This is a genomic window from Zooshikella harenae (assembly GCF_018837975.1).
Taxonomy (GTDB): Bacteria; Pseudomonadota; Gammaproteobacteria; order Pseudomonadales; family Zooshikellaceae; genus Zooshikella; species Zooshikella harenae.
Genome location: NZ_JAGSOY010000009.1, coordinates 35243 through 48519, shown reverse-complemented (window position 1 = coordinate 48519; position 13277 = coordinate 35243). Strand labels below are relative to the sequence as shown.

At 39.7% G+C, this 13277-nt stretch carries 13 protein-coding genes and 1 pseudogene; 5 read left to right on the top strand and 9 right to left on the bottom strand.

Going from position 1 to position 13277, the window contains the following annotated elements; translation table 11 throughout:
• Positions 1 to 5 precede the first annotated feature (5 nt).
• A complete protein-coding gene (gene pyk, locus KCG35_RS06230) occupies positions 6 to 1448 on the top strand; it encodes a pyruvate kinase (protein WP_215818814.1) in 1443 nt (480 codons plus the stop codon).
• Between the two features lie 197 nt (positions 1449 to 1645).
• Here the strand turns inward: pyk and KCG35_RS06225 are convergent, their stop codons facing one another.
• The 5 genes from KCG35_RS06225 to KCG35_RS06205 form a co-directional block, all read right to left on the bottom strand.
• A complete protein-coding gene (locus KCG35_RS06225) occupies positions 1646 to 2431 on the bottom strand; it encodes a substrate-binding periplasmic protein (RefSeq protein ID WP_215818813.1) in 786 nt (261 codons plus the stop codon).
• Between the two features lie 131 nt (positions 2432 to 2562).
• Positions 2563 to 3825, bottom strand: a complete 1263-nt coding sequence (locus KCG35_RS06220; protein ID WP_309227308.1) for an ABC transporter substrate-binding protein — start codon at positions 3823 to 3825, stop codon at positions 2563 to 2565.
• Between the two features lie 88 nt (positions 3826 to 3913).
• On the bottom strand, positions 3914 to 5359 hold the full coding sequence (locus KCG35_RS06215) for an ATP-binding protein (protein ID WP_215818812.1): 1446 nt from the start codon (positions 5357 to 5359) through the stop codon (positions 3914 to 3916).
• Positions 5346 to 6086 (bottom strand): response regulator, encoded by a 741-nt coding sequence (locus KCG35_RS06210; protein ID WP_215818811.1) that lies wholly within the window; start codon positions 6084 to 6086, stop codon positions 5346 to 5348. Before KCG35_RS06210 ends, KCG35_RS06215 begins: the two co-directional genes overlap by 14 nt.
• A gap of 199 nt (positions 6087 to 6285) precedes the next feature.
• The gene (locus tag KCG35_RS06205) at positions 6286 to 6909 is read right to left on the bottom strand and encodes a DUF2799 domain-containing protein (RefSeq protein ID WP_215818810.1); all 624 of its coding nucleotides are present in this window, start codon (positions 6907 to 6909) and stop codon (positions 6286 to 6288) included.
• 447 nt (positions 6910 to 7356) lie between these two features.
• On the opposite strand from KCG35_RS06205, the gene KCG35_RS06200 reads away from it, so the two are divergent.
• Together KCG35_RS06200 and KCG35_RS06195 are read left to right on the top strand one after the other, a co-directional pair.
• Entirely contained in the window at positions 7357 to 7998 is a 642-nt protein-coding gene (locus tag KCG35_RS06200) for a hypothetical protein (protein ID WP_215818809.1), read from the top strand.
• Between the two features lie 141 nt (positions 7999 to 8139).
• Complete coding sequence (locus KCG35_RS06195; protein ID WP_215818808.1) at positions 8140 to 8454, top strand: DUF6482 family protein; 315 nt, start codon at positions 8140 to 8142, stop codon at positions 8452 to 8454.
• 36 nt (positions 8455 to 8490) lie between these two features.
• Here the strand turns inward: KCG35_RS06195 and KCG35_RS06190 are convergent.
• The 3 genes and pseudogenes from KCG35_RS06190 to KCG35_RS06180 form a co-directional block, all read right to left on the bottom strand.
• Positions 8491 to 9012: pseudogene (locus KCG35_RS06190) on the bottom strand (substrate-binding periplasmic protein); the annotation flags it as partial.
• A 10-nt stretch (positions 9013 to 9022) separates the two neighbouring features.
• The gene (locus KCG35_RS06185) at positions 9023 to 9250 is read right to left on the bottom strand and encodes a hypothetical protein (protein ID WP_215818807.1); all 228 of its coding nucleotides are present in this window, start codon (positions 9248 to 9250) and stop codon (positions 9023 to 9025) included.
• A gap of 103 nt (positions 9251 to 9353) precedes the next feature.
• Positions 9354 to 10139, bottom strand: coding sequence for an alpha/beta fold hydrolase (locus KCG35_RS06180; protein ID WP_215818806.1), 786 nt, complete (start codon positions 10137 to 10139; stop codon positions 9354 to 9356).
• Between the two features lie 758 nt (positions 10140 to 10897).
• Here KCG35_RS06180 and KCG35_RS06175 point away from each other — a divergent pair.
• Entirely contained in the window at positions 10898 to 11134 is a 237-nt protein-coding gene (locus KCG35_RS06175; protein WP_215818805.1) for a hypothetical protein, read from the top strand.
• A gap of 377 nt (positions 11135 to 11511) precedes the next feature.
• The gene (locus tag KCG35_RS06170; RefSeq protein WP_215818804.1) at positions 11512 to 11826 is read left to right on the top strand and encodes a MaoP family protein; all 315 of its coding nucleotides are present in this window, start codon (positions 11512 to 11514) and stop codon (positions 11824 to 11826) included.
• A 305-nt stretch (positions 11827 to 12131) separates the two neighbouring features.
• Here the strand turns inward: KCG35_RS06170 and KCG35_RS06165 are convergent, their stop codons facing one another.
• Positions 12132 to 12944, bottom strand: a complete 813-nt coding sequence (locus KCG35_RS06165; RefSeq protein WP_215818803.1) for a hypothetical protein — start codon at positions 12942 to 12944, stop codon at positions 12132 to 12134.
• Positions 12945 to 13277: the final 333 nt, after the last annotated feature.

Here is a 13277-nt window from a genome sequence, read left to right as displayed (position 1 = left end):
AAGCCATGGGAAGCATTCGTAGAACTAAAATCGTAGCCACCTTAGGTCCTGCCTCTAATGACTTAGCAACATTAGAGAAAATGATCAAAGCTGGCGTTAATGTGGTTCGCCTGAATTTCTCACATGGCGAACCTGAAGATCACCTGAAGCGCGCGGAACTGGTACGTGAAGCCGCTAAACGTCAAAATGCTTTCGTGGCGATTCTTGGGGACCTTCAAGGTCCCAAGATTCGTATAGCACGATTCCAAGAAAGCAAAGTTGAGCTGGAAGTCGGCCAGACGTTTACTCTGGATAAATCTCTGGACAAGAATGCTGGAGACAAAGAACGTGTTGGTATCGACTATGAAGCATTAATCGCAGACTCCCGCCCAGGTGATATTCTGTTATTGGATGATGGCCGTGTTGAACTTCGTGTGACAGGTGTTACTGAACATGAAGTCATCACAGAAGTGCTGATTGGTGGTCCTCTCTCCAACAACAAAGGTATCAACCGCCAAGGTGGTGGTTTATCTGCCAAAGCCCTCACGGACAAAGATAAAGCTGATATCAAAGTCGCCGCCCAAATCGGTGTTGATTATGTAGCAGTTTCTTTCCCTCGTTCAGCAGAAGATATGGATGAAGCTCGTCAACTTTTGCATGAAGCTGGCTCTAAAGCGGGTTTAATAGCCAAAATTGAACGTGCTGAAGCGGTTGCTGATGATGAAGTACTTGACTCAATCATTCGTGCTTCTGAAGGGGTTATGGTTGCTCGTGGTGACTTAGGTGTTGAAATTGGCAATGCAACTCTCGTTGCTGTGCAAAAGCACATTATTGATCGCTCCAGAAGCTTGGATCGCGTGGTAATCACTGCGACTCAAATGATGGAATCAATGATCAATAGTCCAATGCCAACTCGTGCTGAAGTTTCTGACGTGGCTAACGCCGTTTTGGATGGTACAGATGCAGTAATGTTGTCCGCTGAAACAGCTGCTGGTAAATACCCAGTGCAAACTGTTGAAGCAATGGCTAGTGTTTGTGTAGGTGCTGAGTTACACCCTGCAGCACACCGTTCAAAACACCGCCTGGATGAGCCCTTCCAGAATATTGATGAGTCCATTGCTCTCGCAGCAATGTACACAGCTAACCATCTGCAAGGTGTAAAAGCGATTATTTGTATGACCGAATCAGGGGCTACTCCTCTGTTAATGTCTCGAATTCGCTCTTCTATTCCAGTGTTTGCCTTTTCTCGGCATAAAGATACGCAAAACCGTGTTGCCCTTTACCGTGGCGTAATGCCAATTCCATTTGAAACTGACACTATCCCAGGTAAAGAAGTTAACCGTAATGCAATTCAAGCACTCAAAAATGCAGGTCATGTAAGCACTGGTGATTTAATTATCATCACTAAAGGTGACCGCGCCCACTCTCAAGGTGGAACTAACACACTTAAAGTATTGTGTGTTGAGTAATGTTGTTCATGACATTGTGAATGACTGCATGACACTTATCCCCGTAAGGGGATAGTGATTTTGTTTTGAAGTAATATGCTCGCCATATTACTTCTGGGATGCCAAGCATCCCATTTCTCCCAAGTGCAAGGCTGTTATTCAGTCCTGTGGACTTTACAGGGACCATTGAGTCCCTGTCCTTTTTAAAAAGCTGTAGACTAATGGCTTTCCAGTGCCCCGCCTTTAATGCCATATTTTTTATCTATATTGTGTAAAACCTGAATCGCTTTAATAACGCCCTGCTCCTGTAGTTTTAAATAGTGCTCCTCAAACTTAGATACAACATGGTCAATATCAGGCCATGTTTTAGAAAACCCAATAAATAAATCATGTGTTGAGAGTACAGGCGACATAGCTTGTATATTCCTATACTGATGACCATAGTGAGATTTTAATGAATATTCAAATACTTCAGCAGTCGCAATTAATGCATCTAAATTACCTGAGAGCAAAGCATCAACAATAACTGTTTGGCTTGCATCGACTGTAGCAACCAGCCCTCTGCTATCAAGAAAACCTTTTGCTAACGCATCATTTGTAACAACCCCCAAGCGATACCGAGACAAATTATCAAGCATTAATTGATTTCTTTTGTTATATCGTTGGTAAAGACAAACAGTGCTTTTAGCAAGTGGAGGGGAAAACCTGAAGTGAGCTTCACGATCTTCTGTAAAATAAAGACCAATAATTCCTGTATACATCCCTTTTTTGGCTTGGGCTAATGCTCTTTTCCAACCAATATAGTCAATCCTGACTTGATATCCTGCTGAGTTTAAAACACTCTGCAAAACATCAACCATATATCCCTGCCGCAATAAACTAGGCCCAAAATACGGTGGCCATGGTTCTGTTGCAAAGATTAATAGCGGTCGCTCAGAAGCAAAAGATGGCTGGTAAACGATAACAGTAAAGATGAAAATAATAATCAGGTAGGTAGACTTCAAACTTACAACCCACAGCAAAGTAAACTCAATTGTTAGCAACTATAGTCAAGAATACATACTTACACAGCTGACTATCAGTTAAATAAGTTATCTAACACGTTTGAAGTAGAATGATATTGACTGAGTGTTAATTAATTTCCCATAGCGGCTTTTACAACGGCTACCAACCGGTGAGCGGCCGTCTCAGGCGTCATACTTGGATCTTTAAAAAAAGCAGTTATTACCTCGTAAATAGCACCCCCCGTATCAGATGTTGTCGCCATATACTGAGTATAACTTGGTAATAAATTCTCTGTTTTAGCCGCTGCTACCAATGACTGATGAGATAGTTGGGCACACTCATCAAACTGATCTAATGGAACATCATTTCGGACTGGAATTGAGCCTTTACGTAAATTAAAGGCTTTTTGAAAATCCGGATTCATAATTATTTTTGCTAATGCTGCTTGTGCTTTTTGCTTTTCAGGATCTTGCACATCAAACATCACAAAACTATCAATATTATAAATAAAGCTATCTTCAGTACCTGGAGCAGGAATACAGGTAAAATCCACCCCCGCCACTTTTCCAGCAGCCAAGAACTCACCTTTCACCCAATCCCCCATTATTTGCATTGCCGCACGACCTTCAATAACCATCTCTGATGCAGCATCCCAGTCCCGACCTTGTGCTTCATCATCATAGTAAACACTTAAACGCTTGAATTGTTTTAAAACCTTAATCATTTTCTGACTTTCAAGCGTATCAATATCATTTTCGACAAAGGCTTTATGGTAAAACTCACTACCGCCGATACCAAGCGCAACTATTTCAAAAATGATGGCCTGCTGCCATGCCTGATTACTTAGAGCAATAGGTGTAATACCTTTCGCCTGAAGCTTAGTGGCAACTTCATTTAGCATGACCCAGGAGGTAGGAATGGGCAGATTATATTTTCGGAACACATCCTTATTCAGCCAAATCCAATTAACCTTGTGAATATTAAAAGGGACTGCGACAAACTTACCATTATGCTGCATTATCTTAGAAACAAAAGGCGGTAATAGTGCAGACCAGTTTTGGTCTTGGCTCACAGAAGATAAATCAGATAAGAATCCCAATTTAGCCCATTCTTGAATTTCCTTACCTTTTATTTGAGCGGCTAATGGTGGGTTAGCGGCTAACACTCGAGACTTCAAAACAGTCATTGCTGTTTCTCCCCCACCACCTCTCACACTTGAGTCTACCCACTGGTAACCAACATTTGCCATTGCCTTTTTAAGCTCATTGACAGCACGAAATTCTCCTGCGGAGGTCCACCAGTGCAAAATTTCAACTTCTTTTGCAGCCCAAGAGGTTTGGGCAATTAACACTAATAACGAAGCTGTGGTGTGCTTTAGCCAATGACTCATCATTTACATCTCAATTAATTTTATATGTTGTAGGCTAAACAGCGAGAACTCAGGTTACAGCACTTATTCATCCTGTAAATTGAGGGTTAATTTATTTTCGGGGCAACGTCAACTCGGCGATTAACCCACCCTCTGGATGATTTTTTAAAATGACTTCTCCACCATGCGCTCGAGCAATACTACGAACAATGCCTAAACCTAATCCTCTTATACCTGATTTAGAGATATTTCCCTGACTACGATAATAAGGCTCGAATACCTTTTCCAAATCATCTTGCTGCAATCCTGGACCATAATCACGGATAGTAATGATGAGTTTTTGTGGAGAATCAACAACAGAGACTTCAGCTCGTTTGCCATAAGCAATAGCATTATCCAGTAAATTAGTTAGTGCTCGTTTAATTGCTAATGGTTTACCGATAAACATCTTACAATTATTGCCTATCAAACTGACTTCATGCCCAGCCATTGAAGCATCATCTTTTAACCGCCTTAGCATAGCCATAATGTCGATAGGCACCTGGTTTTCATGAACATCAGTCTCTTTTACACACTGCAAAGCCCCTTTTACCATTAAATCTAAATCGGCTAAATCCTGACAAAATCGTTCTCGCTGCATATCATCAGGTAACATTTCTGCCCGTAAACGCATTCGAGTGATAGGTGTTTTTAAATCATGGGAAATAGTTGCAAACAATCGTGCTCTATCATCAATATAACGCTGTAACCGATATTGCATTGCATTAAAGGCTTTTGCAGCCCGAACCATTTCCTGACTTCCCTCTTCAGGTAAAGGTGGCTGTTCAAGATCTCTCCCAAGCTCATCTGCAGCTTTTGACAGCCGCTCTAATGGTTTAGCCAGCCACGTCACAACCCAAAATGACACCATTAACAAAACGATCAACATCAAACCTAAAAATATCAGCCGCTCTGTGGATAAAAACTCTCGCTCAGAAATAAACGAAGGGTGAGGTATTAAAGCCGCCACATATAACCATTCACTCTCTGCCACCTTAATTTGTATCACCAGAATAGGTGGCGTTAACGGTTTCATTAACAGGCTATGATGTGCCCAGCGTGGAGGCAAATCTGTCAACAACACATCATTATTAAACACATGAAGGGTATCTGGATCAGAAAACTTGACAATAATCTGCTGATTTTTACCTAGCTCTTTCCTTAGCACTTTATTGAACTCACTGATCACAATATGGTGAATCCGTTTTTCTGGAAAGTCATTAATTAAAATAAGCTCTTTATTAATACTGACAAAAAAACGGCTTCCTCCCATATTACGCAACTGATCAAGAACAATATGCCGGTATTTCACAGGAAGAGAATTAAAAAATTTAACGGTTGAGGCCATGCTTAATGCCATATGCTCGGCCATTCGGCTGACTTCCTGCTCCTCAGCAAAGCGTGCCTGAGTCATCCAAATAGCACTACTAATCAGTTGCACTGCTGCTATGGCAAGCGCTAATACACTGGCTAAACGCCCTACTAACGATTTCGGCCAAAAGCGTCTAATCCAACTCATCAGCAACACTGACTTCTACAGCAAGCACATAGCCTGCGCCACGAACGGTTTTGATAATTTGAGGATTTTTCCCATCATCACCTAACCGATGCCTGAGTCGGCTGACATGAACATCAATTGAGCGATCAAAGGGGCTGGACTCCCTACCTCGGGTCAAGTCAGAGATCTCATCACGCTTGAGGATACGTTGAGGATTCTCAAGAAAAAGCATTAATAGTGCAAAGTCAGCGCCAGTGAGTGGGTACTGTTGTTCTCCTTCACGCACTAACTGCCTGCTTGTCGTATCTAATGTCCACCCAGAAAACTTGTAATAACGAGGACTGGTAGTAGGCTTCGTATCAACGGGTTGCTGGTGGGTCTCAACCCGGCGCATAATAGCCTTGATTCGGGCTAGTAACTCTCTTGGGTTAAAGGGCTTTGCCATGTAGTCATCAGCCCCCATTTCTAACCCAACAATCCGATCTGCATCATCAGAACTTGCCGTTAACATAATGATGGGTACCAATGACACCTTACGAATCTTTTGACACAGCGTAAAACCATCATCACCAGGCAACATAACATCTAAAAGGACGATATCGATATCTTCATCAGGAAACTGTTCAAATAGTGAGACACCATCAGCCGCCTCTAACACTGAAAATCCCGAACGCTCAAGGTATTCTCGCAATAACGTTCTAATTTCAGTATCGTCATCAACCACTAGTATTTTTTTGTTTTTATGCATATTAAGCCAAAATAAAACTATACAACCGTTACAAAAGTTTACCCACTCAGGCAACATCTATGGGGCATAGTCAATGAAAGACTGTGCTTAGGTAAACTTAATTTGTTACTCTCTGCAATCAACTATGATACCCCAGTAAAGGTATGAAACAATCTGGGCAGATGTTTTAAATACTATAACAAAATAACCACAGGAACACTTACCTACTGTTTCGAAGGCGAATAATTTCATATTCTTCTTTCGCCCAGCGCTCATCGCTTTGTAATCTAAACAGCTCACTTCGGATGTGAAACGCTCTCGAACGTAAGCGGCTCATCGAGTCCACTAGCTCTGATCGCTTTTGGGCATGATTCCCTTCATCTATAAGTTCTCGTTCTTTTGACCTAAGCTCAGTTCTTAATGAACTAAGGTCCTGCCTTAACGTTGAAAGTCTTTGCTTAATCGCATACCAGCGCTGTCTAGCCTGATACACGTTATAACCCCTTTGATAACCAGATAAAAAGCGTTTTTCTGAAAGGGCAGGACAGACACCTTGATATTGTTTTCCTTGTTCTCCTACTGCATACCCTCGGGAAACAGTGCAGTAATGCTGCAAACCTAATTGATAACCCGCTTGATATGCTTGCAAGTCAGGAACAACTCCATAGTCAGAACAATCTTTACGATAAGCACCAATTCTGGAGCTTAAATAGCCTTGAGTACCATCTTCAAACCCCACTGTGTGCCAATCAGCCATCCGACACTCGCTTTCTGTCATAACACTACAACCATTTACGAGTAATAACAGCAGAGCAAAAGCGAAAGAGTATAAATTGCTTCGCATAAAAATATTTACTCAGATCTTGTTTATGAAATTAATACTATACTCAATACAAAAAAAATTAGAGATGACTGTCTAGTAGTACATAACAGGTAACCTACCACTTTCAACTTACACTTGCTGTTAACACTCAGAGAAAATGACATTCTTTTTATATAAAACCAAAAAACCAAAAGCATTAGTTCAACATGTACAAACGTATTTAAAATAAGATAAAAATGCTAGAGAAATGGAACTTGCAATGTATATTTACTTATTAAAAGCCTTATTTATCTCTACTTCAGTTACTCATAACGTTATGAAACAGTTTCCTGGCACTTCTAAACATGAGTAGAGTCTACTTATCAACAGCTCGTTATTCTTTTTTACTATAATTATTTGCAATATGTTTTTTAATTGGTGGGCACTGTGTTTCAGCGTTGCAAAAAATACGTATACATTTTCTGTTGTATGGCTCTACTTTCAGGTTGTGGGAGCCAACCTTTTCGCGTAGAAAATCTTGCAAAATCTGATACCGACTTTGTCGCCGACACTGTTCGAGCAGAAATACGAAAACACCTAGCAACGCTTATGGAAAAATTATATAAGCGAAACCCTCGGGAGCTGTATAAATCTGGAGCAACAATAAAACAACGCCAAGCCCTTCTTTTTGATCACTATGGTCCAGTACGTTTACCTGAACTAAAACGAAAAGCAGGTACAGATGCAATCCTTCTCGCATTTGATGGCTCATTTACAGGTGACCGGGTCATGGCAATGATGGCTGGCTTAACAGATATGATTCGACAAAGCTATGACTATCATGATGAATTTTTCATTCTGGATGAACTAGACCAACAGAAACTATATAACAGCGCTCGAAACTTAGAAATTCTTGCCTGGCGTTTACAATCTCGAAAAAACACTTCTGGCAATCCATTCTTAATTACCAACTCCTTACAGCAGGATGCTATCAACCTTAGCTTTGAACGGCTTTTTGGTAAAATGATTATGCTGCAAGATATGATGGCACAGATCGTATCCAGCAAAAATGACCGAACAATCAACTTCTTGGTGAGAGGGGTAGCAACAACAACATTTCTTCCTATCTAGCCCAAGCCTACCTGGCAACTTTAATACTAACTAATGCAGTATAGCCACTCAATTAGCTATGAAGTCATAGTTGGTTGAGTACAGCTTTTTTGACTACATTTAACAATGTAGCCACCTAGCTGGCAGCTTATGGGGCACTCCATGAACCTGAAACGTATTCGTAATCATCACCTCCCCATTCACCGACTATTAATCTTGTCTTTTGAAGGTGATATTTACATGGCTGAGGTTCAAATTCATGACCGAAAATTCTTGGTTTTAAATGACAAAGATAATAAACCGCGAGTCTTTCCAAGCTTATCCAGCGTAAGAGATGCATTCAATGGGTTAGCTGTGTGTGATACTGAACATATACACTACTCAGCTTATGATGAAATGATAGGACTGAGCAACCATGACAGTGAAGGTATGGGGCAAAAAGATTTCTTCCCAATCAACAACCAAAGCCTTCATTGACCTTTAGTTGATTAGCAGCTCTATGTCATGCTACTGCTAAGGACGATAATCCCAGCGCCATAAAATACCATGCTTTGCTTTAAGACGTTCATAGCTTCCATCAAGTATGAGCTCTCTTAAACTATCATCAAAGTCATTCACCAAGGTCTCGACATGCTCATTCTTTTTACTGAATCCAGCATAGAGATTATTTTCTGACAACGGTGTTGGCAAAAATGCAACTAGGTCTTGAAGTTCAGGGGCCTTGTGAGCAATTTCAAAACGAGCGACAAATTCATCTTCTAGCGTCAAGTCTATTCGACGCTTAACAAGCTTGTACAAATTCACCAGGAATGTTCTTTCTGAAGATTTATTAAGCACAGGACTACTATCAAACTGAGGCTCATACGCATAGTCACGGACCACACCAATCTCATAATGTCTCAGGTCAGCAAAGTCTGTGCTAACAATCTTACTATCCACACGCTTAATAAACTTAACCCGGTTTGTCATATAAGGCTTGGAAAAGGTCAGCTTTTCTGCTCGCTCATCGCTGTACCAAACATCAAGTAACGCATCAAATGTGCCTTCATAAGTACCTTTTTAATGCTCTTGACCAAGGAAGTATAATGACATCAACCTCATAGCCCTTTCTCGACATGGCAACAGTAAACAACTCCGGAGAAAAGCCTTTGTTGAGTAGTTGTGTACCTGAATAAGGTGCCCACTCTGTTGCAGCAATTACCAGTGGTTCACTCCCACTCCATGCAGGAGCTACAAATAACACTACAAAGAATAAAGTCCACTTACTCACCATATTCTGACATCACTAATATCAACCTTTTCACTCTTTAGCATAGAACACAAGCAATGCTCTTCGCGAAGGATTTAAAGGCATGTCAAATGCTTAGTGTTCATAATTAAGAAGACATTATTGACTTCAAAAACTGAATTACTAACCGGTTAAAAATGGTTGGCTTTTCTGCATGCAGCCAATGACCTGCATTTTGTATTATTTTTACACCTGCTGCAGGAAACAGAGACAAAATAACCTCCTGGTGGCGTGGCAGTATGTAGTCGGAAGTACCACCTTTAATGAACAAAACGGGCTTTTCATAAGATGACTCACTACTCTGCCCTGCCATGATATGTTCATAATGCTTAGCAATAGCAGAAAGGTTCATTCGCCACTGAAAACCAGAAGCTGACGTTTTAACTAAGTTTTTTAACAAAAAGCTTCGCACCGCCGCTTCATTGACATAGGCAGATAAATCCTGGTCAGCCTGAGTTCTTGAGGTAATACCTGACAGTGTCAGCGCTTGAAGTCCAGCGAAAACCTGCTGATGATGTGGCAAGTAACGAATGGGTGCAATATCAGCAACGATTAACCCTGAAATACGATCAGGTGCTCGTAAGGCAACCTCCATAGCAACCTTTCCACCCATTGAGTGCCCCAGAATCATAACTTGAGTCAAGCTAAGCGAGTCCAGAAACCGAATGACGTCATTGGCCATTAACTCATAGTTCATCATTTCATGGTGAGGTGAGCGACCATGGTTGCGTAAATCAACGGAATAAACAGAAAATTCCTCCGCTAGCGCCTTAGCCACAGAGCCTAAGTTTTCTAGCGAACCAAATAGACCATGCAATAAAACCACTGGCGGGTTGCCTTGAAGCCCCTGGTGACGATAATACAGATCAAGCATACTGCCTCGAAAAACTGTGTTGGTTATTTAACCTTTGCGGTCAATTTTGCTTTAGCTATGCGTATAATCACTAACAAGGTTTAGTGAAAACAACCGTAATATAACATTACTAACAATGAGCGACTTACTCTTATTAACCTTTGAAGCTGAAGAAATGGTCAATAAACTTCAGTAAGTAGTGGAAAATCACATTGACGACACCATATTAAGCTAAACAGTTGCTATACACCAACCAAACAATAATTAGAGCACGAAGTATCAAGTGAACAAGCCATCCCTTCCTTAGGGCAGGTAAAGATTAAACTGCAAAGTTACTCACTAAATAAAAAATTATTGTTCATCTATTGCAACATCAAAAGCCTACAAAGGTCAGATCATTATATCTACAATTAACTTCACTGTTTTTTCTATGATTCGCTTATAAAATGCGACGATTAAACTAGATATAAAGCTAAAACTACCACTTTAACCAATACTGATTAAAACATCACAATATGGACAAAATTAGAGCAGACTTAAGCAATCGATGATATATTTTGCAGAAGGTTACTAAAGTTAAAATAATCTTTTTTGATGCAATGATTTTTAACTACTTACCTTAACGTAAAAGTTACCCCTTACGATAATTTATTTAGAAAACAAAGCATTTATCACTATACCTAAAACAATACGGAAATTACGAACTGAAAAGTATTCATTATTTTGAATAATACAATACCTTTCATACTGATCACACTTTATACAAAGGATCTGCATTAATGAAGTTATTACTCTCTACAGCATTGAGCATTATTATCTCTTTTTGCTGGAGCAACCTTGCCTTGGCTGAAGCTCGCTCAAATCAAAATGCCACTGACGCAGAAATCCGCCAAGAAGCTGCAGAAACCTGCAAGGAATGGGCAAGAGAAGATAAAGTTCCAGCAGAAAAGCAGGAAAACTACACTAAAAAATGCATTGCCTTTCTAATGGGTGAAGCCGACGACTTTAACCCTTAATCAAATTTCTAACTGCTGTGTAGATTTGCAAAAAAAGAACGCTCTGTTACAAAGCTGATTACACTTTTCTTTCTTTAACTATACGTCGCCAACATGCTAAACCATATAGCCTAAGCGGTTAAGTCACATTTAGCCTGCCCAGGCGCGACGTACTAGTTACTAAAATGAGCGTTTCTTATTAGTGTTTGCTTAACACTGAAATGAACGGTTTTGAGTCCCTTTAAAATAACGCCTATCGATTGCCAAAAATTAGTGTGTTTGTAATTGACATTAGCTGAATTTTGGCATATTGATTACCTTGAACCAACTCAGGATTACTGGTGGTTTACTCACTATAGAAATGCTATAGGTTAGTCACATTCGATAGGATATGGCCAATGAGTACTGCTACACTCAGTCAAAGCTTTAACACCGCCAAACGCTTCTTTGATGATGCACATTTTCCTTATGGATTTCAGCGGTCCGGCTTTTTCTCAATAAGAGAAGCTAACACTCTGACTTCTTTGGGTGATGCCTTAAAAGCACTCAGTGAGGGTTCTCGAGAACCACAGTCAGAGGAAGAAGCAAACTTTGTCAGGGTCGTTCGTGGTGAAGAAGCACCTTCAACCTTTGTGGAAAAAACATGGATAAAGTATCTCAATAAAATCAATATGGAAGATGCTTATACTGCTGTTTATTTTGATGAGGATTAGTTCCTCTAAATAGATAAGAAACGATTATTTTAGCTGTCAGATGTTTCATGCTACAGGCGATTGTATGGACAGCTCTATTTCACTCAAATGACAGGTTGATGGTAAACGTAAAAATGTAAGTATCATTACTATATTATTTTTACAATAGTACTTTTATATAAACTAACCTAAGGCTTACCACCATGGATTGTGGAAATGCTTCCTTTGCAAAAATAATTAACCAACTTTCCCCCAGCCGCTAACCCAATTTAGCGACTGGGGATTCGTAAATAAACAATGATTAGCTTTCAAACAAGCCTCAGAATTTAAACCCCTCTGTCTATTAAATCCTGATATAAGCCCACAATTTTGTTTAGCTCTCTAACAATAGAGCCCATTGATGATGCAACCAAATGCGGAACAAACTGCTTTTCATGATATTTACTCATTCCTGTTTTAGCATATATCCAATGTGACTTTATTTTTTTGGTAGCATTATTTATATCGGCGACATTAGTACTATTTTTACCAAGTAATATCACACCCACATGAAACTCTTTATTAAATTTGGATAATGCATCTTCTATTTGTGGATCTCTAAATCCCCAAGTATAAGCCGTATAATATAAAGCCATCTGTTGCGCTAAAATTCTTTGTTTAGCTGTTGCCATCAACATGTTTTTATGGCGTGATGAAATACCTTGAGCTACGGTTTCTACAAATTGACTACAGCTTTTATATAATTCAACATTTCTTACTAGCAACTGTTCTCCACCATACTTAGTTGCTTTTTTCGTTAAAAATGGCTTAGTCTTTTGCCAGTCTTGGTCAAGCTTTTCCATAGCACTTTTTAAACTTTCTGATAATTCCTTTTTCTTAAAATCTTTGAGCATGTTTTCAAAAGCTTTAATACTTTCGTCCATTTCAACTGACGTTTCAGCGACATCCACTTCAACGCCTAACAGCATATAATCCTTAATGGCTTGTTGAGTCAACATGCATTGATACGTTGCCTGATTAAAAAATAATCCTATCTCATTATTCACCTCTTGTGCTTTAGCACTATGAGGTAACATTATAAAAATAACACTGGTAATACCAAATACATGACGTATTAATGTCCAGGATTTCGTCAACATCAGTCTTGTGTTCCTTCTCATAAGTACCAATCTATACCTACTAAAATCCTTTATAATAGGTATACAATTAAACAACATCATAAACCGTTTGCCAGATCACAACAGCTTACGTCAAAGGGAATACATAAAGTTTCAGGGGTAATGACAACGGACTAACGACAAGAAAAGTTTAATGAAACGCGACTACTAATCCTGAGAATGCTACATTAAGACAAAAGTTAACATAATTAGTATTGATCTACTCTGTGAATAAGTTCAACAAAAGCACTCCCTCCTCAAAAAAAATTGATAACTAAGTTACACTTTACTTGAGTTAAAGAATCTTCACTGTAA

Coding starts and splice junctions, on each gene's coding strand:
- pyk (WP_215818814.1), top strand. CDS start 6: ATGGGAAGCATTCGTAGAACTAAAATCGTAGCCACCTTAGGTCCTGCC.
- KCG35_RS06220 (WP_309227308.1), bottom strand. CDS start 3,825: ATGATGAGTCATTGGCTAAAGCACACCACAGCTTCGTTATTAGTGTTA.
- KCG35_RS06215 (WP_215818812.1), bottom strand. CDS start 5,359: ATGAGTTGGATTAGACGCTTTTGGCCGAAATCGTTAGTAGGGCGTTTA.
- KCG35_RS06210 (WP_215818811.1), bottom strand. CDS start 6,086: ATGCATAAAAACAAAAAAATACTAGTGGTTGATGACGATACTGAAATT.
- KCG35_RS06205 (WP_215818810.1), bottom strand. CDS start 6,909: ATGCGAAGCAATTTATACTCTTTCGCTTTTGCTCTGCTGTTATTACTC.
- KCG35_RS06200 (WP_215818809.1), top strand. CDS start 7,357: ATGGCTCTACTTTCAGGTTGTGGGAGCCAACCTTTTCGCGTAGAAAAT.
- KCG35_RS06195 (WP_215818808.1), top strand. CDS start 8,140: ATGAACCTGAAACGTATTCGTAATCATCACCTCCCCATTCACCGACTA.
- KCG35_RS06185 (WP_215818807.1), bottom strand. CDS start 9,250: ATGGTGAGTAAGTGGACTTTATTCTTTGTAGTGTTATTTGTAGCTCCT.
- KCG35_RS06180 (WP_215818806.1), bottom strand. CDS start 10,139: ATGCTTGATCTGTATTATCGTCACCAGGGGCTTCAAGGCAACCCGCCA.
- KCG35_RS06175 (WP_215818805.1), top strand. CDS start 10,898: ATGAAGTTATTACTCTCTACAGCATTGAGCATTATTATCTCTTTTTGC.
- KCG35_RS06170 (WP_215818804.1), top strand. CDS start 11,512: ATGAGTACTGCTACACTCAGTCAAAGCTTTAACACCGCCAAACGCTTC.
- KCG35_RS06165 (WP_215818803.1), bottom strand. CDS start 12,944: ATGTTGACGAAATCCTGGACATTAATACGTCATGTATTTGGTATTACC.